At 39.6% G+C, this 20922-nt stretch carries 24 protein-coding genes; 22 read left to right on the top strand and 2 right to left on the bottom strand.

The genetic code is table 11. From position 1 onward, the window contains the following. Positions 1-93 precede the first annotated feature (93 nt). The 16 genes from V1L66_RS15730 (at position 94) to V1L66_RS15655 (ending at position 13956) form a co-directional block, all read left to right on the top strand. The gene (locus V1L66_RS15730; RefSeq protein ID WP_048389827.1) at positions 94-324 is read left to right on the top strand and encodes a hypothetical protein; all 231 of its coding nucleotides are present in this window, start codon (positions 94-96) and stop codon (positions 322-324) included. Positions 325-408: 84 nt separating this feature from the next. Then, positions 409-1182: a protein-glutamate O-methyltransferase CheR gene (locus V1L66_RS15725; RefSeq protein WP_333005928.1), complete on the top strand. Its 774-nt coding sequence runs from the start codon at positions 409-411 to the stop codon at positions 1180-1182. A 281-nt stretch (positions 1183-1463) separates the two neighbouring features. Further along, entirely contained in the window at positions 1464-2645 is a 1182-nt protein-coding gene (gene aroC / locus V1L66_RS15720; RefSeq protein WP_016994410.1) for a chorismate synthase, read from the top strand. Between the two features lie 3 nt (positions 2646-2648). Then, complete coding sequence (gene aroB / locus V1L66_RS15715; RefSeq protein WP_016994409.1) at positions 2649-3740, top strand: 3-dehydroquinate synthase; 1092 nt, start codon at positions 2649-2651, stop codon at positions 3738-3740. Continuing rightward, on the top strand, positions 3737-4105 hold the full coding sequence (gene aroH, locus V1L66_RS15710) for a chorismate mutase (protein WP_016994408.1): 369 nt from the start codon (positions 3737-3739) through the stop codon (positions 4103-4105). The genes aroB and aroH overlap by 4 nt, the downstream gene beginning before the upstream one ends. A gap of 18 nt (positions 4106-4123) precedes the next feature. Continuing rightward, complete coding sequence (gene hisC, locus V1L66_RS15705) at positions 4124-5224, top strand: histidinol-phosphate transaminase (RefSeq protein WP_016994407.1); 1101 nt, start codon at positions 4124-4126, stop codon at positions 5222-5224. Beyond that, positions 5221-6318 (top strand): prephenate dehydrogenase, encoded by a 1098-nt coding sequence (locus V1L66_RS15700; RefSeq protein WP_036077692.1) that lies wholly within the window; start codon positions 5221-5223, stop codon positions 6316-6318. The genes hisC and V1L66_RS15700 overlap by 4 nt, the downstream gene beginning before the upstream one ends. 59 nt (positions 6319-6377) lie before the next feature. After that, a complete protein-coding gene (gene aroA, locus V1L66_RS15695) occupies positions 6378-7664 on the top strand; it encodes a 3-phosphoshikimate 1-carboxyvinyltransferase (protein WP_016992622.1) in 1287 nt (428 codons plus the stop codon). 96 nt (positions 7665-7760) lie between these two features. Beyond that, positions 7761-9029, top strand: a complete 1269-nt coding sequence (locus V1L66_RS15690) for a tetratricopeptide repeat protein (RefSeq protein ID WP_128568264.1) — start codon at positions 7761-7763, stop codon at positions 9027-9029. Positions 9030-9043: 14 nt separating this feature from the next. Continuing rightward, on the top strand, positions 9044-9601 hold the full coding sequence (locus V1L66_RS15685; RefSeq protein WP_004232655.1) for a ReoY family proteolytic degradation factor: 558 nt from the start codon (positions 9044-9046) through the stop codon (positions 9599-9601). A 140-nt stretch (positions 9602-9741) separates the two neighbouring features. Beyond that, on the top strand, positions 9742-10191 hold the full coding sequence (locus V1L66_RS15680) for a DUF2487 family protein (RefSeq protein ID WP_036077688.1): 450 nt from the start codon (positions 9742-9744) through the stop codon (positions 10189-10191). 154 nt (positions 10192-10345) lie between these two features. Then, positions 10346-10852 (top strand): ubiquinol-cytochrome c reductase iron-sulfur subunit, encoded by a 507-nt coding sequence (locus V1L66_RS15675; RefSeq protein ID WP_016992618.1) that lies wholly within the window; start codon positions 10346-10348, stop codon positions 10850-10852. Between the two features lie 19 nt (positions 10853-10871). Further along, positions 10872-11546 carry a menaquinol-cytochrome c reductase cytochrome b subunit gene (qcrB, locus tag V1L66_RS15670; RefSeq protein WP_004232663.1) on the top strand — a complete coding sequence of 225 codons (675 nt, stop codon included), beginning with the start codon at positions 10872-10874 and terminating at the stop codon, positions 11544-11546. A 41-nt stretch (positions 11547-11587) separates the two neighbouring features. After that, complete coding sequence (locus V1L66_RS15665; protein ID WP_016992617.1) at positions 11588-12361, top strand: menaquinol-cytochrome c reductase cytochrome b/c subunit; 774 nt, start codon at positions 11588-11590, stop codon at positions 12359-12361. Positions 12362-12624: 263 nt separating this feature from the next. Then, positions 12625-13221, top strand: coding sequence for a DUF1405 domain-containing protein (locus tag V1L66_RS15660; RefSeq protein ID WP_016992616.1), 597 nt, complete (start codon positions 12625-12627; stop codon positions 13219-13221). A gap of 60 nt (positions 13222-13281) precedes the next feature. After that, entirely contained in the window at positions 13282-13956 is a 675-nt protein-coding gene (locus V1L66_RS15655) for a zinc metallopeptidase (RefSeq protein WP_036077718.1), read from the top strand. A 55-nt stretch (positions 13957-14011) separates the two neighbouring features. Here the strand turns inward: V1L66_RS15655 and V1L66_RS15650 are convergent, their stop codons facing one another. Then, complete coding sequence (locus V1L66_RS15650; RefSeq protein WP_333005929.1) at positions 14012-14881, bottom strand: YitT family protein; 870 nt, start codon at positions 14879-14881, stop codon at positions 14012-14014. 115 nt (positions 14882-14996) lie between these two features. Here V1L66_RS15650 and V1L66_RS15645 point away from each other — a divergent pair, with 115 nt between their 5' ends. The 6 genes from V1L66_RS15645 to V1L66_RS15620 all read left to right on the top strand — a co-directional run bounded on the left by V1L66_RS15645 (position 14997) and on the right by V1L66_RS15620 (position 20033). After that, positions 14997-15332 carry a nucleotide pyrophosphohydrolase gene (locus V1L66_RS15645; protein WP_333005930.1) on the top strand — a complete coding sequence of 112 codons (336 nt, stop codon included), beginning with the start codon at positions 14997-14999 and terminating at the stop codon, positions 15330-15332. Next, the gene (gene dapB, locus V1L66_RS15640; RefSeq protein WP_004232679.1) at positions 15332-16129 is read left to right on the top strand and encodes a 4-hydroxy-tetrahydrodipicolinate reductase; all 798 of its coding nucleotides are present in this window, start codon (positions 15332-15334) and stop codon (positions 16127-16129) included. The genes V1L66_RS15645 and dapB overlap by 1 nt, the downstream gene beginning before the upstream one ends. A gap of 19 nt (positions 16130-16148) precedes the next feature. Then, positions 16149-16553 (top strand): methylglyoxal synthase, encoded by a 405-nt coding sequence (gene mgsA / locus V1L66_RS15635; protein WP_004232690.1) that lies wholly within the window; start codon positions 16149-16151, stop codon positions 16551-16553. A 33-nt stretch (positions 16554-16586) separates the two neighbouring features. Next, complete coding sequence (bshA, locus tag V1L66_RS15630; RefSeq protein WP_016992614.1) at positions 16587-17732, top strand: N-acetyl-alpha-D-glucosaminyl L-malate synthase BshA; 1146 nt, start codon at positions 16587-16589, stop codon at positions 17730-17732. Then, a complete protein-coding gene (locus V1L66_RS15625; protein WP_333005932.1) occupies positions 17719-18891 on the top strand; it encodes a CCA tRNA nucleotidyltransferase in 1173 nt (390 codons plus the stop codon). Before bshA ends, V1L66_RS15625 begins: the two co-directional genes overlap by 14 nt. A 158-nt stretch (positions 18892-19049) precedes the next feature. Next, a complete protein-coding gene (locus V1L66_RS15620; protein WP_258859213.1) occupies positions 19050-20033 on the top strand; it encodes a biotin--[acetyl-CoA-carboxylase] ligase in 984 nt (327 codons plus the stop codon). 52 nt (positions 20034-20085) lie between these two features. Here the strand turns inward: V1L66_RS15620 and V1L66_RS15615 are convergent, their stop codons facing one another. Next, a complete protein-coding gene (locus tag V1L66_RS15615; protein ID WP_333005933.1) occupies positions 20086-20922 on the bottom strand; it encodes a DUF4097 family beta strand repeat-containing protein in 837 nt (278 codons plus the stop codon).

Here is a 20922-nt window from a genome sequence, read left to right as displayed (position 1 = left end):
TACCTTCATTTTTTATTGGAATAAATTCCTGAAAAATGAAACTATTTTTTCCATTTTGCCGTATAATCAAAATAACGAAAGGAAGTGAACGGATTGTCAATTGCCATTGTAGCGATAATTGGGGGCGTCATTATTTCTCTAGCTGGAATTTTTACAGACGCTCGTACGAGACAACAAAAAATAAAACTGAAGGCTGTTGAAAAAGAAGTAGAATTAGAAAAGCTTAGGTTAGAAACTTATACGATTGAAACAGAAAAAATGAGACTTGAATTAGAACAGTCGAAAGTATTACTTTTAGAGGAAAAACAAAACGTAAGAAAGTAGATTTGCATACATGAGAAAGACTATTTCAGGATTGGGGCTTTTCCGCTATAATGGTAATACGACGCTAGAGGGGAAGATGACCATATGTCTGATTATGAACAGTTTATAGAAGGTATTAAGCGCAAAACAGGAATAGATTTAGCGTTATATAAAGAAGCGCAAATGAAAAGACGATTAACCTCTCTTTATGAGAAAAAGGGCTATCGTAATTTTGTAGACTTTCTAAAGGCACTCGAACAAGATCGTGATTTAATGAATGAATTCTTAGATCGAATGACGATCAATGTTTCTGAATTTTATCGCAATGGAAAGCGCTGGGAAGTATTACAAAAGAAAATATTTCCGAAACTTTTACAAACTAATAAGCGTTTAAAAATTTGGAGTGCTGCTTGTTCGACAGGAGAAGAGCCCTATTCTTTAGTAATGGTTTTATCTCAATTGGTGCCTTTATCTCAAATTCAAATTATTGCCACTGATTTAGATGAGAATGTGATACAAAAGGCGAAGTTAGGTGTCTATCCTGAACGCTCTTTAGCAGAGGTGCCAAGTGATATTAAAGCAAAGTATTTTGAGCAAGAAGGCTCCTTCTATCGGGTGAAGGATGAGATTAAGCGTTGTGTAACCTTTAAGAAACATAATTTATTGAATGACGCTTATGACGGCAATTATGATTTAATTGTTTGTCGCAATGTCATGATTTATTTTACAGAAGAAGCGAAAGATCAAATTTATAATAATTTTAGTAAAGCACTGCGCAAGGATGGCGTTTTATTTGTTGGATCGACAGAACAAATTTTTAATCCAGCACGTTATGAATTTGATGTAGAAGACACGTTCTTCTATCGGAAAAATAATTAATAATATGGATGAAAAGCTTTGTACAAATAACACAATTGTACATAAAGTTGACCAAGCATTAAACATAGATAATTCATACGCTTTTCGCTTATCATAAGCAAAGGCGTATTTTTTATAAAATTTAGCTAGGTGTTTTTTATAACTTTCATTCAGAATATTCACATTTAGATCTATGAAAATGGTAACTACTTAAAAGACATTCGTAAAAGGACTGTTTTTTTAAAGAATATATGTTATAGTGAAAAATACATACTTTAGCGAGTTGAAGGGAGAAAGTGTTTATGCGTTACTTAACAGCAGGTGAGTCTCACGGACCTCAATTAACGACAATTATTGAGGGTTTACCGTCACTCTTACCCATTACAGCAGAAAAAATTAATCACGATTTAAAACGTCGCCAAGGAGGTCATGGACGTGGGCGCCGCATGCAAATCGAAACAGATACAGTGGAGATTGTAGCTGGTGTTCGTCATGGTCAGACACTTGGATCTCCTGTTGCACTCGTTGTCACAAATGATGACTGGAAGCACTGGACTAAAATTATGGGAGCAGAGCCATTAGCTGATGATATAAACCCTGAAGATATCAAGCGTCAAATCTCACGTCCTCGACCAGGTCATGCAGATTTAGTTGGAGGCATGAAATATGGTCACCGTGATTTAAGGAATGTATTAGAGCGCTCCTCTGCGCGTGAAACAACTGTACGAGTAGCAGTTGGGTCTGTGGCAAAGGCGTTACTTAATGAACTAGGCATTTCCATTGTTGCACATGTTACAGAGATAGTGGGAATTAAAGCCGATACTTCTTTAATAGAAGGAAAAACAACAGAAGAAATTCGTGTAATTGTCGAAGCGGATCCTTGCTACTGTGTAGATCCAATCGCCTCTGCGAAAATGGTTGAGGCAATTGATGAAGCGAAAAAGGCCGGCGATTCGATCGGTGGTGTTGTAGAAGTCATTGTAGAAGGCATGCCAGCAGGTGTAGGTTCTTATGTACATTATGATCGTAAGCTGGATGCAAAGCTTGCTGCTGCTATGCTATCTATTAATGCATTTAAAGGAGTAGAGTTTGGACTTGGCTTTGAAATGGCACGTCGAAAAGGTTCTGAAGTACACGATGAAATCATCTGGTCTGAAGAAGAAGGTTATACTCGTGCAACCAATCGACTTGGTGGCTTAGAAGGCGGTATGTCAACAGGTATGCCAATTGTTGTACGTGGTGTGATGAAGCCAATTCCTACTTTATATAAACCATTACAAAGTGTAGATATTGAAACAAAAGAGCCGTTTAAAGCGAGTGTTGAGCGCTCTGATAGCTGTGCAGTACCAGCAGCGTCTGTAGTTGCAGAACATGTTATTGCCTGGGAAATAGCGAATGCAATTTTAGAGCAATTCCATAGTGATCAACTACCACAATTACAAGCTCAAATTGACGAGCATCGTCAATATACAAAGGGGTTCTAAGTTATGCGTGTACCAGTAGCAACAAAATCGCATCAATATGAAGTTGTTCTTGGGCATCAATTTCTAACTGAAGCTGTGGAGGCATTTGCTGATAAACTTCAAAAAGCGGATAAGCTCTTTGTGTTTACTGATGTCAATGTTTGGGCAGCACAGGGAGAGTACTTCAAAGCAAATTTCCCATACCACTTTGAGGTCTTTATTTTGCCAGGTGGAGAAGCGTGCAAAACCTTTGATCAATACAACGCTGCTCAAACATTTTTATTAGAGCAAAAATGCTCCAGAAAATCCTTCATTTTTGCTTTTGGAGGAGGAGCAGTTGGCGATTTAACAGGTTTTGTTGCGGCAACTTATATGCGTGGGATTCCGTTTATTCAAATTCCAACGACTATTCTAGCACATGATTCCGCAGTTGGTGGAAAAACTGCCATTAATCATCCACTAGGAAAAAATATGATTGGCGCATTTTATCAACCAGAAGGCGTGATATATGATACAGCTCTTTTAGAAAGTTTATCAGAGCGTGAGGTACGTTCGGGAACAGCAGAGTTAATTAAGCATGCCATGATTTCTGACCCGAACTGGCTGGAGGAATTAATGACAGGAGATTCGGTGATCCATTTTAATCAAAATGAACTAGCAAAGCAACTAAAAAAAGGAATTGAAGTGAAAGCACAAATTGTTGCTGAGGACGAAACAGAGCAATCCGTTCGAAAGTTTTTAAACCTAGGCCATACATATGGACATGCAATTGAGGCAGCTGCGGGTTATGGCAAAGTGGCTCATGGTGAGGCGGTTATGATTGGACTCGTCTATTGTCTTCTATTGAGTGAACGATATGGAGAAATTGATCGAACGTTCACCCAATCCTTTTTACAGTTTGCGATAAAAAACGGCTATCCTTTTAAGGCTGTGAGTGATTATTCATTTGAACAATTATCTAGCTACCTAATGAAAGATAAAAAAGCGGAATATGGCATTTTACAATTTGTTCTTTTGGAGAAAATTGGAAAGCCTTTTGTCAAAGCTATTGATTTAGAAGAATGCCAAGAAATAGATGCTGAATATAGACAGTTATTAGCGGAGGTGCTTGTATGATTCGTGGACTTAGAGGAGCAATAACAATTGAATCTGACAAGCCAGAGCTTGTATGGGATGAGACAGCAAGATTAGTGCGTGAGGTTGTGGCTGCAAATAATGTGGAAATTGATGATATCGCATCGATCCTCATTTCAACAACGCCAGATATTACCTCAGCATTTCCTGCTCGTGCAGTACGCTTGATGGATGGCTGGCAATATGTCCCTGTTATGTGTACACATGAAATGGATGTGCCAGAAGCGTTACCATTATGTATTCGTGTATTAATACATGCAAACGTAGAGGTAGCCCAAAAAGATGTAAAGCATTTGTATCTCAATGATGCAGTAAAATTAAGACCAGATTTGGCTCAGGCTAAATAAGTAGAGGAGATGTTTTAGATGAAGTGGAAACAACAATTGGACGGTATGCAAGCATATAAGCCAGGTAAACCAATTGAAGAAGTACAACGTGAATATGGCTTAAAGGAAGTTATTAAATTGGCGTCGAATGAAAATCCATTCGGGTGCTCACCTAAGGTAACAGCTTATTTACAAAATAATGCAGTGAATCATGCACTTTATCCAGATGGCTATGCACAAAACCTACGTACTGCTGTGGCAAATCATCTAGGTGTGAAAGAGACACAGCTTCTTTTTGGTAACGGCTCTGATGACATCATTGCTATTATTACTCGTGCTCTGTTGTATCCAGGGGTAAACACAGTTATGGCCGACCCTTCCTTCTCTCAATACTGGCACAATGCTGAAATTGAAGGTGCTGAAGTACGTAAAGTGCCTTGTCAAGATGGAGCACATGATCTAGAGGCAATGTTGGCTGCAATTGATGACCAAACTTCTATTGTTTGGGTATGTAGTCCAAATAATCCGACTGGCGTTGTCATTCCTGATGCTGCATTGCGTGCCTTTCTTGCAAAGGTTCCAAGCGATGTCCTTGTCGTGCTTGATGAGGCATATATTGAATATGTTACACATCCAGACCACAAGGATACGTTACCAATCATTGATGAATATCCGAATGTTCTTTTACTGCGTACATTCTCTAAAGCTTATGGCTTAGCTTCGTTCCGCGTTGGCTATGCAATTGGCCAACCTGATGTTATTGCTAAGCTAGATCCTGTTCGTGCACCATTCAATAATACAATCTTAAGTCAAGCTGTTGCTGCCATTGCGCTCAGTGACCAAGAATATATTGAAGCCTGCCGTGAAGCTAATGAAATAGGCAAAAAACAATATGTAGAATTTTGTGAAAAGCATAATTTAAAATACTTCCCATCTGATACAAACTTTATTTTCTTTGATACTCATGCTGATAGTGATGTTGTTTTCCAAGAGCTGATGAAAAGAGGCTTTATTGTGCGCAGTGGTAATGCATTAGGGTTACCAGGATTTATCCGTGTGACAATTGGAACAGAGGCTCAAAATGCAGCATTACTTAGCCAACTTGATGAAGTGTTAAAACAACAAGGGGTATTTGCATGACACGCAAAGTACTCGTTATAGGGCTTGGATTGATCGGTGGTTCTATTGCCCTTGCTTTGCAAAAAGCACCTGAAACAAAAATTATTGGCTATGACATGGACGCACAAACACGTGAGCATGCGAAAACATTAAATATTGTGCATGATATTGTCGCAGATCCACTGGCTGTTGCGGCTGAGGTTGATGTTATTATCTTCGGGACACCCGTTAATGCAACACTGGATTGGATGGAGCAATTAAAATCATGGCCATTGAAAAATAAAGTCATCGTAACAGATACAGGGAGTACAAAAAAATTAATTATGCAAAAAGCCAGCGAATTACGAGAACTTGGGATAACGTTTATTGGTGGACATCCAATGGCGGGGTCTCATAAAAGCGGTGTGCTGGCTGCTAAGGCGCATCTTTTTGAAAACGCATATTACATGCTTACGCCACTCGCTGGGGAAGAAATTGTTCATATGGCACAGCTTGAAAGTTTGCTGAAATTTACCCATGCAAAAGTAGTCAGTGTATCTGCCAGTGAGCATGATCACATGACAGCGGTGGTGAGTCATTTTCCACATGTTATCGCGGCCTCACTTGTCCATCAATTAGGTGGCGAAAATGGGGAGTACCCAATGACACGTTCTCTTGCAGCAGGAGGTTTTCGTGATGTGACACGAATCGCCTCTTCGAACCCCATCTTATGGCGAGATATTACGCTGCAAAATCGCGAGGAGCTCCTCACGCAATTAGATGGCTGGGAAAAAGAAATGACGCGCATTAAGAAACTGCTAATGGAGGGTTCTTCACAGGATATTGAAAACTATTTTGCAGTTGCTAAAGAACTGAGAGATGAATTACCGATTAGTGCAGGGGCTATGTATACACCATTCGACCTCTATGTTGATGTTCCTGACTATCCAGGTGTTATTTCTGAAGTGACGGGCTTTTTAGCGGATGAAGCAATTAGTATTACGAATCTACGCATTGTTGAATCACGAGAAGATGTTTTCGGTATTCTAGTCATTAGCTTCCAAAGTGAAAATGATCGCGAACGTGCTGCAGCCTGTATTCAAAAACGAGCAAATTTCGAAACGTATATTTCTTAGCATAAGAAAGCGTCGGCATTTCGGCGCTTTCTATCTTCATATTGGAGGGAATAAAGTTCATGAGTGAAAAAGTATTGCAATACAACAAGCCTTCTTTACAGGGCTCTTTAACCGTTCCAGGCGATAAATCTGTATCCCATCGCTCTGTGATGTTTGGTGCCATTGCTAGTGGAACAACGACAGTAGAGGGGTTTTTACTAGGTGAAGATTGTTTAAGTACAATTGATTGCTTCCAGAAACTTGGCGTTCAGATTGAGGTGGAAGGGACAAATGTAACCATTCATAGTCCAGGGATGGAAGGCTGGCAGGAGCCGACAGAAGTGTTATATACGGGTAACTCTGGTACAACAACACGCTTAATGCTAGGCATTTTAGCTGGTTCTACTGTTCACTCTGTCATGACAGGAGATGCATCCATTGGAAAACGACCAATGCGACGTGTTATAGATCCACTGCGTCAGATGGGTGCACAAATTACAGGGCGTGCAGATGGGCAATATACACCACTAGCCATTCAAGGTACAAAATTACAAGCCATTGATTACAAGATGCCTGTAGCAAGTGCACAGGTGAAATCTGCTATTTTACTAGCGGGCTTGCGTGCTGAAGGAACAACCATTGTTAGAGAAATGGATGTTTCGAGAGATCATACAGAGAGAATGCTGCGTCAATTTGGTGCACATGTAGAAGTAGATAATGGCGTAGTATCCATTGAAGGAGGACAAGCTCTCAATGGGACGCATGTTTCTGTGCCAGGAGATATATCATCGGCTGCCTTTTTCTTAGTGGCAGGAGCCATTTGCAAAAATAGTCAGCTAACACTAAACAATGTGGGCATTAATCCAACACGTGATGGCATTATTGAGGTGCTGCAAAAAATGGGCGCCACGATGACGGTAACGCCGAATGACGATAATCAAGCTGAACCTACAGCAACAATCCAAATCGCGACCTCTTCTTTAACTGGTACAGTAATTGAGGGGGACATTATTCCTCGTTTAATTGACGAAATTCCAATCCTTGCATTACTCGCTACGCAAGCACATGGTCAAACGATCATTAAAGATGCCGAGGAGCTAAAGGTGAAGGAGACTGACCGTATCACGGCTGTTGTGACTGAATTGAAGAAACTTGGTGCCCAGATCGAAGCAACAGAAGATGGTATGATTATTGAGGGACCAACGTCTTTAAAAGGAGCAAACCTTCAAACATATGGCGATCATCGTATCGGCATGATGGGTGCTGTTGCAGCTTTAATAACAGATGGAGCTGTTACACTAGATGATGCACAATGTATTGCTGTATCCTACCCATCGTTTTTTGAGCATATTGAGGCAGTGAAGTAACAATTAAAGAGAGGCTCTCCAAGCTTTTGGGGAGTTTTTTCTTGTTTCAGAAGTAAATGTTTTGTAGCATAAAGGTATCAACGAAAGAATAGGTGAATGACTGTGAACAATGCGATGACTGAAATGATGCAAGCACTTGAACAAGGGGATTTAGCATTAATAGATCAGCTACTAGAATCATTTTTAATGAAGGAGCTACCCGAGGAGATCTATGCACTAGCGGAGATTTTTATGCAGTATGGGTACATGAAGGAAGCTGACCGTGTGCTGGAGCATTTGCAATTTTTATTCCCAGAAGAAGCACAGTTAAAAATAGATCATGCCAATGTCCTAATGGAGCTTGGTAATGAAGATGAAGCATTAGATTTATTATTAGAAATTGAAGAAACCTCCCCAGAATATCCACAAGCGTTATTGGTGTTAGCCGATTATTATCAAATGCAAGGGTTATTTGAGGTTGCAGAAAAGCGTATAAATGAAGCACTAGCGATTTTACCAGACGAGCCATTATTGCATTTTGCAAAAGCCGAGCTTTTATTTGAAACAGGCCGTTTTTTAGAGGCAGCAAGACTGTATGAGGACTTATATGAGCAGCAAAATGAATTTGCTGGTATTCCACTTGTCGAACGACTAGCGGAGGTTTATCGTGCAGGGGCAGCCTATGAGACGGCATTCGATTATTATGTCAAAGCCCTTGAAGATGAAGTAAAGCCCGATATTTTATTTGGAGCTGCTTATTCAGCCTTCCAGTCACAAAAATACGAGATGGCTATTAAACAACTAGAGGAATTGAAAGAATTAGATCCTGATTACTTCTCAGCCTATTTATTGCTTGCGGAGAGCTATGCAATGACAGAGGATAATCAAAAAGCGTATGCGGCCATTCAAGAGGGGTTAAAGCGTGATGAATATGATAAATCACTTTATTTATTCGCTGGTAAAATGGCCTTGAAAAATGGTTTGCCAGAAGAAGCTGAGCAATATCTGAGAGAAGCTATAGCGCTCGATCCTGAATATATGGAAGCGGTACTGGCACTTATTTCTGTGTTTGGTCAACAGGAGCGCCATGAGGATGTAATCGAGCTATTTGAGACATTACAGCAAAATGATTTTGAATGGAGCACTTTATACCCTTTTGCGGCAGAGGCATATGAAAATTTAGAATTGTACGACCGTGCATACGAATTTTACCGTTTGGCATATAATGATTTTAAGGAAGACGCAACATTTTTAGAAAAATATGTTTACTTTTTATTAGAAGAAGGAAAGCGTTTAGAGGCAAAAGAGGTTCTTAGACAATTAATCAACATTCAACCGGGTGAACCAGAGTGGCAGGAGAAGTTAGAAACCTTAGAATTTGAGTAAAGGAGGGAGTGGGTATGACTGCTTCTGTATCAGTTGTTGATAAAAAAGCATTTGTTCGATGGTTTTTAAAAAATTATCAATTGAAACGTCGTGAGTGTGTATGGATTTTAAATTACTTATTAAGTAATGATGACTTATTAAAAAGAATCCGCTTTGTGGAAGAAGCTCACTATTGTCCTAGGGCAATGGTGATGTCGACAGTAGACTCAACAGGTGTGCCTTTTCGTTTCTATAAAGGCAATGTGATGACGGCAGATGCTGAGAAGTCTTTCCATGATTTACGCTTACATGAACAAGAAGATATGTATATACAATTGAATTTTCCTAATATACCACCAAGTGCACAATACTTAGCAGTTCTTGAAGAAAACCCTTATATGCCAGAAACACTGCTCGTCAGTGAAAAAGATCGTATACTGGCAGAAGAGCTGCTTTCCAATAGCTTACTCGTATTCCAAGAAGAGAAATTACTCGCACAAATTGATGAAGCCCTCGACCAGGGAGATGAAGCGCGTTTTTATGAATTGTCTAATTTGTTACAAGCATTGAAGGAAACGGCTAATTTACGTTAATTATAGGTAAAAATTGAATGTCCTTTATCCATTTCAATATGGTAACATTACTAGTGAATGATTGTTTTCACTTTTAATTGGGTATCCTATTGTAGAGTGGAAAAGGACATTTTTATTTGCGATAAAAGGAGGTTTGTTGAATGTATTTTAATGCAAACGATGTTACATCGTTTATGGCACAAAAAGATTTTATTGATACCGCGATTGTTCCACTTGTATCCATTGATCTCTCTTCTGAAAAAATGAAACAAAGTGGTGCCGAGGTAGATTTTGTCATGTCTTTAACTTCTTTTATAGAGCAGCAGTTTAAAGGACGACTACTAGTCATGCCACCATTTTCTTATATGACAACTTTAAAAAACGATGATTTACCACAGCAATTAGAAGCACAATTACATAATGCTGGATTTAAGCATGTGTTCTTCATTACTTGTGACCATTATTGGACAAAGAGTGGAGAGGTAGTCAATATGATTTGGTTACCAGCGATTCCGTTAGAAAGTATGGATGCCAGTGTGAAAAAATCCATTCTAGAAGATCAATTGCGTCAAGTGATTCCAATGCTTTCGACTAAATGGGCACAGATTTAACAATTAGTTTCAATAAATGTTCACATTCTCCAGCTTTCCACAGAATGCTATATTGACCAAGCTATGGACTTGATATATCATATATATGTCCTAGTATTACTATTTGTAAAAGTATGTCCGTTGGACTGACCTTTAAGTTAGAGGGGGGAAAATAATGAGTAATAATCGAGTTTCACGTCGTCAATTTCTAAGCTATACACTTACTGGTGTAGGTGGATTTATGGCGGCAAGCATGTTAATGCCAATGCTTCGATTCGCAATTGATCCAGTGTTACAAAAACATGATGGTGGAGATTTTGTAAAAACAGAGCATAAAATCGCTGATCTCACTGATGAACCTGTTAAAGTTGACTTTTCATTCGAACAAGTTGATGCATGGTACAAATCGGACGTTACAAACGTAGCGTGGGTATATAAAAATGGCGATCAAATCATTGCTCTATCACCAGTTTGTAAGCATTTAGGATGTATGGTTGACTGGAATGGAGATTCTGCACACCCAGAACAATTCTTCTGCCCATGTCACGCAGGTCGTTATGAGAAAAACGGGAAAAACATTGCAGGTACACCACCTCTAGGTCCGTTGGATGAATTTGAAGTAAAAGAACAAGATGGCTATTTAATGATTGGTCCAGCAAAAGCAAATACTCTAGTTAAATAAGTAAGGGGGTACGACAACTGTGCTAAATAAAATTTATGATTGGGTCGATGAACGCCTAGATATTACACCGATTTGGCGTGATATTGCCGACCACGAAGTGCCAGAGCACGTTAACCCTGCACATCATTTTTCAGCATTCGTTTACTGCTTTGGTGGATTAACATTTTTCATCACAGTAATTCAAATTCTATCTGGTATGTTCCTAACAATGTACTATGTACCAGACGTTGTGAATGCCTGGAAATCAGTTTATTATTTACAAAACGAAGTAGCATTTGGTGAAATCGTACGCGGTATGCACCACTGGGGGGCTTCATTAGTTATCGTAATGATGTTCTTACATACACTTCGCGTGTTCTTCACAGGTTCTTATAAAAAACCTCGTGAGTTAAACTGGATGGTTGGTGTAGGTATTTTTGGTGTAATGATGGGTCTTGGCTTTACAGGATACTTATTACCATGGGATATGAAAGCATTATTCGCTACTAAAGTAGGTATCGAAATTGCAGCATCTGTACCGTTTATCGGTGGGATGATTAAAGTATTATTAGCGGGTGACACAACGATTCTTGGTGCTCAAACGTTAACTCGATTCTTTGCGATTCATGTATTCTTCTTACCTGCAGTATTGTTTGGGTTACTTGCAGCGCACTTTATCATGATTCGTCGTCAAGGAATTTCAGGACCGTTGTAATTGTCTTGACGGTTCGATGATCTTTAAAAGGAGGGGACACTATGCATCGCGGAAAAGGAATGAAATTTGTCGGCGATTCTCGTATTAAAGCGAATCACAGAATGCCGAACGTTCCAAAGGATTATTCCGAATATCCAGGTAAGACGGAAGCTTTCTGGCCGAACTTCTTACTGAAGGAATGGATGGTAGGTGCTGTATTTTTAATTGGATACTTATTACTAACTGTCGCTCACCCGTCACCACTTGAAGGGCCGGCAGATCCAACTAGAGCATATACACCACTACCGGACTGGTACTTCTTATTTATGTATCAACTTTTAAAATACTCATTTGCTTCTGGTCCATACAATGTAATCGGAGCTATTGTAATTCCAGGTCTTGCATTTGGAGCGCTATTATTAATGCCATTTTTAGACAAGGGTCCAGAACGTCGTCCATCTAAACGTCCATTGCCAACAGCGTTTATGTTATTAACTTTAGCTGCTATGTTCTACCTAACTTGGGAGTCAGTTGTTAACCACGACTGGGAAGCTCAAAAAGCTATGGGTGCAATCGTAGAAACAGTTGAGTTCGATAAAGAATCAGAAGGTTATAAAATCTATGCTGGTTCTGCATGTATTACATGTCACGGTGAAGGTTTAGAAGGTGGAGCTGGTGCGCCATCTCTAATGAACACTGGTTTAACAGCTGATCAAATTAAGGACATTGCTCATAATGGTTCTGAAAGTGGTAAAATGCCACCAGGATTATGGACAGGTTCAGATGAAGATCTTCAAAAACTTGCTGAATTCATCGAAAGCTTAAAAGCAGAGTAATAGTAAAAGAGTCAGGAAACTGGCTCTTTTTTTTCTACCTTGTTATACTATTGGGACTGGAAGCCATACAAAAAGGTTCCCTTGTATAAAGGATTTTAGCGAAAGATGTCGAAAAAACATTTATTCTTGAAACAAGTAAGCGAATTAAAACAATAAATTAACACATATTGATGGTGAGATACAATTGAAAGGTAGAGTAAAGCTCTAGAATTTCACAACTATACATAAATAATGGATTGTTTTTATCGGAAGGAGTTAACATTATGCAACTAACAAGAGCAAATATTTGGTACCTTCTGACCCATAAATCATTCTTGATTGCACTGCTAATTATTAATCTACTAGGTACAATTTATGGCTATTATTGGTATGGGTGGCAGCTCGCCATCACGGAGCCTATTTTTTATATTTTTGTTCCGGATAGTCCGACAGCCAGTTTATTCTTTTGTTTTGTGTTGCTTGCTTGGATTATGGGGAAAAGCTGGCCACTAATGGAAGTACTTGCCCTTGTTACGTTGGTGAAATATGGCTTATGGGCAGATGTGATGAATATTTGGACATTAATTGAAACAGGTTCTATTGGCTGGCAGGGGTGGATGCTAGTTGGTTCACATTTTGCCATGGCTGTACAAGCTGTACTATATATGAGGAAATATGTCTTCACTTATTGGCATGTTGTGATAGCAGCTGTTTGGACACTGCATAATGATGTCATTGACTATGTATTTGGGCAAATGCCTATGTATCGAGATTTAGCCAATTACACAAGCTATATTGGTTACTTTACATTCTGGTTATCAATTGCATGTATTTTACTTGCCATTTTCTCAATTAGGTGGCGCAAATATTTGCCGAATTAGGGTATAAATTATAGAATTATAGTATCGAGGTAGAAAGGGGTTAGAAAATTGTCAACGAGCATGTATATTGTTTATTTTGTGATTATTATGCTGCTTCCACTTTATGCTCAAATGAAGGTAAAGGGTACGTATAATAAATTTGCAAAGCAACGTACAATGAAGGGGCAAACTGGTGCAGAGGTAGCGCGTGCGATTTTAGATGCAAACGGCTTATATGATGTACGAGTTGTGCCAACGCAAGGTGTGTTGTCTGATCATTATAATCCGGCAACCAAAACAGTGGCTTTATCCGAAAGTAACTTTTATGAAGCAAGTGTTGCAGGTGCTGCGGTTGCTGCCCATGAGGTAGGTCACGCCATCCAACATAAAGAAGCTTATTCGATGCTTACATTACGTAGTAAGCTAGTCCCAGTGGCAAATATTTCTTCAAATGCGTCTTGGATTTTCGTAATGATTGGTATTTTTGCAAGTAGTACGAATTTCTTGCTATTAGGTATCATATTATTAGCAGCAGGTGTTGTTTTCCAATTAGTGACACTTCCGGTAGAGTTTGATGCTTCCAAGCGAGCATTAGTTCAAATGAATTCACTTGGCATTATTACAAATGAAGAAGAACGACCAGCACGAAAAGTATTAAGTGCTGCAGCATTAACTTATGTAGCAGCGGCAGCTGTAGCTGTACTAGAGTTATTACGTTTAATTTTAATTTTTACCAATATGCGTAGCGACGACTAAGAAAAAACTTGTTATAGTGGTGCACCACTATAGCAAGTTTTTTATCTTCGTATGCTTAATGAAGGGGTTGCTTTTGATCGTCTAGTGTGAAGCCTTCTCCTGCCACATCTCGTACTTCAATGATGGAAACAAATGCGTGAGGATCAACTTCATGCACAATAGATTTTAACCGTACAACTTCATTGCGACCAATCACACAATAGATTACCTCTTTAGGTTGTTTGGTAAAATGACCATGTCCTTCTAAAATTGTGATACCACGCTCCATTCGAAGAGCGATTGTTTCAGCAATGGCTCCAGACTTTTCCGATATGATGAGCGCACCACGAGCCGCATAGGCACCTTCTTGTACAAAGTCAATGACACGGGCTCCAACAAATACGGCTACTAATGTATACATCATCGAACGGGCATCCAAGAACGTCAGCCAAGAAAGGATGATGACAATGGCATCGAAGACAAACATGGTTTTCCCCATACTCCAGCCAAAATATTTATGCCCTAGTCGTGCCAAAATATCGACACCACCTGTAGTGCCACCGAAACGAAAGACAATCCCAAGTCCCAATCCAACAAAGACACCAGCAAAAAGTGCCACAAGCAACATGTCATCCTCTAAATGGATACTAAATTGATATTTTTGGAAAATTTTTAGAAAAAGAGATACGGATAAAGTGCCGACAAGCGTATAGACAAATGATTTTTTTCCAAGTAATCGATAACCTATGATAAACATGGGAATATTTAATAACAGGTTCATTAAGGCGGGGTCCCATCCTAATGTAAAATATAGTATGAGTGTAATCCCACTTAGTCCACCTTCACCCAGTTGATTTTGGATGTTGAAGTGAACAAAGCCGAAGCTGAAAACGGCTGCTCCGAGCATAATCGCGATAATATTACGAATTTTAATCTGTTTTAGCATTTGACCTCCTGTAGTTCCAAACAAATGAAGTAGTGTTATCTATTATCTGACATTTTATTGGTTTTGACAACAATGGTGTAAATTTTATACGATGGTAAATAGGAGTGTGATTTTTATGGCAGATCAACTAACAATGCAAGTATTACAACAACGTGTCGATGACTATATAGGTCAATTTAAAGAAGGATATTTTCCACCATTCGAATTACTTGCACGTCTAACAGAAGAATTAGGTGAACTTTCACGCGAAGTTCAGGATGTCTATGGACAGAAAAAGAAAAAGAGTACAGAGGATACAAACAGTATTGAAGAGGAACTAGGAGACTTTTTCTTTGTACTAGTCTGTTTTGCAAATGCCCAAGGTATTAAACTAGATGAAGCACTTTTACGCGTCATACATAAATTTGAAACTAGAGATAAGGATCGTTGGACTAGAAAGGATGAAGAATGATGTCGATTCGTGTAGCTATTGCGGGAGCAAGAGGAAAAATGGGAGCTGAGGCTGTACATACGGTCATGAAACATGACAAAATGGAATTAGTAGCTGTACTAGATTATAAGGAAGTAGGAAAAACTTTAGCTGATTTAGATATGTTTCCAGCAAGCTATACAGTGCCTATATTTACAGAAATGCATGATCTTGTAGAAGCAACTGCACCAGATGTACTAGTGGATTTAACTAATCCACATGCAGTCTACAAACATACAAAGGAAGCACTGAATTTAAATGTACGACCAGTAATTGGTACAACAGGATTTACAGATGCACAACTAGAGGAATTATCAGCCATGGCCAAAGAAAAAGAGTTAGGTTGCATTATTGCACCAAACTTTGCGATTGGTGCTATCCTAATGATGAAGTTTGCAAAAGAAGCAGCCAAATACTTACCAGATGTAGAGATTATAGAAATGCACCATGATCAGAAGCTTGATGCACCATCTGGGACAGCGGTGAAAACGGCACAGTTAATACAAGAGGTCCGTACGCCAAAGGCACAAGGACATCTAGAAGAGAAAGAAACCATTAAAGGTGCAAGAGGTGGAGATTTTGACGGTATGCGCATTCACTCCGTACGTTTACCTGGTTTAGTGGCACACCAGCAAGTATTATTTGGAGGGGATGGGCAGCTACTAACGATTCGCCATGATTCATTAAACCGTAATTCTTTTATGTCGGGTGTTGCATTTTGCATAGAAGAGGTTATGAAAATGGATCAGCTTGTTTATGGTTTAGAAAACATCATCTAAAGATTGGGATGGAAGCTATATGAAAATCGCATTGATTGCACATGATCGTAAAAAAGATAATTTAGTACAGTTTGCTATTGCTTACCAAAATATTTTACAAGAACACACACTATATGCTACCGGCACAACAGGACAACGTGTCATCGAAGCTACTGGTTTGGAAGTTACACGTTTTCGTTCAGGGCCACTTGGTGGCGACCAACAAATTGGCGCAATGATTGCCAATAATGATATGGACATGGTGATATTTTTCCGTGATCCTTTAACAGCACAACCACATGAGCCAGATGTTTCTGCACTAATCCGTCTTTGTGATGTTTACCAAGTGCCACTGGCAACAAATATGGGAACAGCAGAAATATTACTAAAAGGCCTACAGGAAGGCTTTGTGGATTGGAGACTGATACAAGAAAGACGCAATTAACAAAAGACGTGATTCAGAAAGGATGATCATCGAATGAAAAAGCTAAAAATAGGCATTACCTGTTATCCTACAGTTGGTGGCTCTGGTGTCATTGCAACAGAATTAGGCAAAATGCTTGCAGAAAGAGGACATGAAATTCATTTCATCACCTCAAGCGTACCATTTCGATTGAATAAAATTTATCCAACCGTCTTTTTCCATGAAGTCGAAGTTAATAATTATTCAGTATTTCAATATTCTCCATACGATATTGCATTAGCGAGTAAAATGGCAGACGTCATCAAGGATGAAGAGTTGGATGTGCTACATGTGCATTATGCCATCCCACATGCAGTATGTGCGGTACTAGCCCGTGAAATGAGCGGCCGAGACATTGGCATCGTGACAACCCTTCATGGCACAGATATATCGGTGCTTGGGCAAGATTCTACGCTCTCACAGGCCATTAAGTATGGGATTGATAAATCTGATATTGTGACAACCGTGTCACAGGCATTAAAAGAACAAACCTATGAACTGATTGATACAGTAAAACCAATTGAAACGATTTATAACTTTGTGGACGAACGGGAATACTTCCCACGAAATTCAGGAAACTTAAAAGAGCAATTTGGTATACAAGAAGATGAAAAAGTCCTCATTCATGTATCAAACTTCCGTAAAATAAAGAACCTTCCACACATTGTAGACGCCTTTATGAAAATCCGTGCCAACATGAAAGCAAAGCTCTTATTAGTAGGTGATGGCCCAGAAAAGCATCGTGTCATGGACCAAGTAAAAGGAAGTCCGTATATGAAGGATGTTTTATTTTTAGGGAAACAAGAAAACTTAGCTGAACTGTATGCGATTAGTGATCTTAAGCTATTATTATCACAGCAAGAATCGTTTGGACTGGTGTTATTAGAGGCGATGGCTTGTGGTGTACCTTGTATTGGATCAAATGTAGGTGGTATTCCTGAAGTCATTGAGCATGGCGTAGATGGCTATATCGTGGAATTAGGGGATACAGATGCAGTTGCGGAGTATGCAACCCATTTATTGCAAGATGAGGAACAATTACTGCGCTTCCGAGAAGCGGCCATCCGTGCAGTAAGTGAAAAATTCCACTCATCCAAAATTGTGGAACAATATGAAAATCTGTACGAGAAGGTTGCGGAAAGAAATCATGCAAAACAATAAAGAATGGCAAGCAGCCTATTCAGTCATTGAACAATTAGAACAAGCAGGCTTTGAAGCGGTTATTGTTGGTGGAGCTGTAAGAGATGCTTTACTCGATCGTCCTGCCCATGATGTAGATGTGGCTACAAATGCCTTGCCTGAAGAAGTAAAAACTGTGTTTCAAAAAACTGTAGATATTGGGATTCAGCATGGGACGGTACTTGTTATCGTACCCGCTGGACCTGTAGAAGTGACTACCTATCGGACAGATGGGGAATATACAGATCATCGAAGACCACAGAATGTCCATTTCGTTCGATCTCTAAAAGAGGATTTACAACGCCGAGATTTTACGATGAATGCCATTGCCATGCGTCGTGATGGCTCTTTTGTAGATTATTATGGTGGACGTCAAGATATTGAAAAGCGCGTGATCCGTGCGGTAGGAGAGGCAGAAAAACGGTTTGCAGAAGATGCTCTACGGATGCTTCGAGCGATTCGCTTCTCTGCACAGCTTGATTTTACGATTGAGGCGAATACATTAGCAGCCATACAGCAAAGGGCTGCTGATTTGACCTTTATTGCAAAAGAACGCATTAAAGCAGAGCTTGATAAGCTTTGGGTAGGACAAACCGTTTTTGGGGGTATACACAAACTAGAGGACAGCGGATTAGCGGCCTATTTAACAGGTGATTTTCAAGCTGCGCAATGGCGTAATTTCCAAACACAGGATGCTCTTCTTGGTTGGGCATACTTTGCCTTACTACAAGGAACGGCATGGCGTGAGGTAGTGCGCGATTATCGATTATCTAATAAGGAAATGGCGTTTATTAAATCCGTTTTAACCGCTTTTGAGGCTTTAAAAGATGGTTGGACAAATCGTCATTATTTTATCTATACAGAGGAAGAACTAGTGGCTGCGCAATATTTTGCACGACTTCTCCAATTAGATGCTTCAATCCCTCAACAATCTATTCGAGAATTACAGGCAAAGCTACCGATTCAACATAAGCAAGAATTAGTGGTGAATGGGGCTGATTTACTGAAATGGTCTGGCAAAAAAGGTGGACCGTGGGTAAAAGCCACATTGGAGGATCTGCTGACAGCCATTCTTCATCATGAGCTTCAAAATGATCGTCAACAGATTAAAAGCTGGCTCGAGCAGCAGGATCTTACTTAAAGCCAAATACATGATAGTCAAAAGCCGTCTCTCATTTTCGGGAGATGGCTTTTATTAAATTCCCCATCGTTGGTGGTCATTTACGTTAATTTACAGTATGATTAAGACAAAATAAGTTACATAACAAGAGTACAGTTAACTAAAGGATTGATGTGAAGATGATAAATTCCATAAAGGACGAAATTTTAAAAAGAATATTGGCTGCTGATGGAGAAGCGGTTTCAGGTCAGGAGTTAGCAGATTCTCTTGGTGTCTCAAGAACCGCTGTTTGGAAGCATATGCAAACATTACAAGAGGAAGGGTATACATTTGAAACAATTAAGAAAAAGGGGTATGTATTGACAGGCGTACCAAATAGCTTGAGCCCTACACAGATTGAGCTTTTTTTAAAGACAGAGCATTTTGGACGTGAGATCCATTATTATGATGTAGTTGATTCTACACAAACGATTGCACATAAGCTTGCACAGGAAGGAGCCCCACACGGTACGATTATCATTGGTGAGGAGCAAACAGCGGGGCGTGGTCGTATGGCTCGTCCTTGGGAGTCTGCACATGGGACAGGTATTTGGATGACCGTTATTGTTCGGCCAGATGTTACGCCCCAACAGGCCTCATCCTATACACTTGTGGTGGCAGTAGCTGTCACGATGGCCATTAAAACCTTATATAAACATGTAGAGCCAGCGATTAAATGGCCTAATGATTTATTGATTAATGGAAAAAAATGTACAGGTATTTTAACAGAAATGCAGGCTGAGGCGGATCTTGTGCAAGCTTTACTTGTTGGAATTGGCATAAATGCGAACCAAGCAGCAGCTGACTTTTCACCTGAAATCGCGGATATTGCCACTTCATTACGATTAGAGGCAGGGGAAGAAATCAATCGTGCAGCACTTGTGGCCTCTATCTTACACTATTTAGAACAGTTTACAGAGCTATATGTCAAAGAGGGGTTTGCGAGTCTAAAAACACTATGGCAGCAATTGTCCTGTACAATTGGTCAACGTATTGAGGTAACGACGATACGCGAACGTTTTGAAGGGGTTGCAAGTGGCATTACAGACGATGGTGTCCTACAGCTGACGCAGGATGATGGAACGATTCGCACGATCTATGCGGGAGACATCAAACTATTATAAAAAGAAGCTGCGAGTAACGTTCATACTTGCAGCTTCTTTTATTGTCTATTCTTTATTTTAGTGATACATCTATATCACCATGTGATAAGGAAACATTCAGTTGGTGCTCACCCTTCGTTACTTGAGTCACGGTGCCACTTTGTTCTTCATCATTAATGGTCACATCACCGAAATCTGTTTTGAGAGCATAGCCTACATCACTTTGTTTGTTTTGTAAGTGAAGCGTTGTATCGCCAAAACTTGAGGTAATGGTTGATTGGCCATTTAATGTGCCATCTATATCGATATCTCCATGCTCGCTCTCAATAGTCAAGCCGTTACTAGTAAGTTGCTGAAGCGTCAAATCACCAAAGGACTGCCTAATCTCTGTTTTGTCACCAGTCGTGTTATTGAAAGTAATATCTCCAAAATCCTGGATGAGATGAAGCTGCTGATACTGTAGCCCATGAATGGCTGTATCGCCAAAATTACTGTCTATCACAATTGCCTCTATTTTTGTATCTTCTGGCACATAGAGTTTGATTGAAGGGGAAGAGAGGTTACCGAATCCAAATTGAATACCATCCTTTTTCTTTGCCATTGTTTTGATGGTTAAAGTTCCGTTATCAATATGATATGTTACATCTTCTTGCTCACGGACCTTTGTGTTTAATTTATAGTCACTATCACTTGCAACAATTTCCACATCTCCATAATCATTTACGATATTAATACTTGTGAATGCATCTAAAGCATGTGACTGACTTATTAATTTAGTATTACTTGGGACGTAAAGCCCCTCTGAATCTTTTAGAATCAGCCAGCGACCCCCTGAAAAATAGCCAATCAATGCAAGTAGAATGCCTAATGCAATCATTGTCATGGCAATAAGGGTATTTTTTGACGTCAT

The organism is Lysinibacillus sp. IITD104, from assembly GCF_036698265.2.
Classification (GTDB): Bacteria; Bacillota; Bacilli; order Bacillales_A; family Planococcaceae; genus Lysinibacillus; species Lysinibacillus boronitolerans.
The sequence above is the reverse complement of the archived record's forward strand: the minus strand, read 5'-3'. Positions and strand labels throughout refer to the sequence as shown.

What these genes read in the sequence shown, in the direction of transcription:
- V1L66_RS15725 (WP_333005928.1), top strand. Translation starts at nt 409, where the DNA reads ATGTCTGATTATGAACAGTTTATAGAAGGTATTAAGCGCAAAACAGGA.
- aroC (WP_016994410.1), top strand. Translation starts at nt 1,464, where the DNA reads ATGCGTTACTTAACAGCAGGTGAGTCTCACGGACCTCAATTAACGACA.
- aroB (WP_016994409.1), top strand. Translation starts at nt 2,649, where the DNA reads ATGCGTGTACCAGTAGCAACAAAATCGCATCAATATGAAGTTGTTCTT.
- aroH (WP_016994408.1), top strand. Translation starts at nt 3,737, where the DNA reads ATGATTCGTGGACTTAGAGGAGCAATAACAATTGAATCTGACAAGCCA.
- hisC (WP_016994407.1), top strand. Translation starts at nt 4,124, where the DNA reads ATGAAGTGGAAACAACAATTGGACGGTATGCAAGCATATAAGCCAGGT.
- V1L66_RS15700 (WP_036077692.1), top strand. Translation starts at nt 5,221, where the DNA reads ATGACACGCAAAGTACTCGTTATAGGGCTTGGATTGATCGGTGGTTCT.
- aroA (WP_016992622.1), top strand. Translation starts at nt 6,378, where the DNA reads ATGAGTGAAAAAGTATTGCAATACAACAAGCCTTCTTTACAGGGCTCT.
- V1L66_RS15690 (WP_128568264.1), top strand. Translation starts at nt 7,761, where the DNA reads ATGACTGTGAACAATGCGATGACTGAAATGATGCAAGCACTTGAACAA.
- V1L66_RS15685 (WP_004232655.1), top strand. Translation starts at nt 9,044, where the DNA reads ATGACTGCTTCTGTATCAGTTGTTGATAAAAAAGCATTTGTTCGATGG.
- V1L66_RS15680 (WP_036077688.1), top strand. Translation starts at nt 9,742, where the DNA reads ATGTATTTTAATGCAAACGATGTTACATCGTTTATGGCACAAAAAGAT.
- V1L66_RS15675 (WP_016992618.1), top strand. Translation starts at nt 10,346, where the DNA reads ATGAGTAATAATCGAGTTTCACGTCGTCAATTTCTAAGCTATACACTT.
- V1L66_RS15665 (WP_016992617.1), top strand. Translation starts at nt 11,588, where the DNA reads ATGCATCGCGGAAAAGGAATGAAATTTGTCGGCGATTCTCGTATTAAA.
- V1L66_RS15660 (WP_016992616.1), top strand. Translation starts at nt 12,625, where the DNA reads ATGCAACTAACAAGAGCAAATATTTGGTACCTTCTGACCCATAAATCA.
- V1L66_RS15655 (WP_036077718.1), top strand. Translation starts at nt 13,282, where the DNA reads ATGTATATTGTTTATTTTGTGATTATTATGCTGCTTCCACTTTATGCT.
- V1L66_RS15650 (WP_333005929.1), bottom strand. Translation starts at nt 14,881, where the DNA reads ATGCTAAAACAGATTAAAATTCGTAATATTATCGCGATTATGCTCGGA.
- V1L66_RS15645 (WP_333005930.1), top strand. Translation starts at nt 14,997, where the DNA reads ATGGCAGATCAACTAACAATGCAAGTATTACAACAACGTGTCGATGAC.
- dapB (WP_004232679.1), top strand. Translation starts at nt 15,332, where the DNA reads ATGTCGATTCGTGTAGCTATTGCGGGAGCAAGAGGAAAAATGGGAGCT.
- mgsA (WP_004232690.1), top strand. Translation starts at nt 16,149, where the DNA reads ATGAAAATCGCATTGATTGCACATGATCGTAAAAAAGATAATTTAGTA.
- bshA (WP_016992614.1), top strand. Translation starts at nt 16,587, where the DNA reads ATGAAAAAGCTAAAAATAGGCATTACCTGTTATCCTACAGTTGGTGGC.
- V1L66_RS15625 (WP_333005932.1), top strand. Translation starts at nt 17,719, where the DNA reads ATGCAAAACAATAAAGAATGGCAAGCAGCCTATTCAGTCATTGAACAA.
- V1L66_RS15620 (WP_258859213.1), top strand. Translation starts at nt 19,050, where the DNA reads ATGATAAATTCCATAAAGGACGAAATTTTAAAAAGAATATTGGCTGCT.
- V1L66_RS15615 (WP_333005933.1), bottom strand. Translation starts at nt 20,922, where the DNA reads ATGACGTCAAAAAATACCCTTATTGCCATGACAATGATTGCATTAGGC.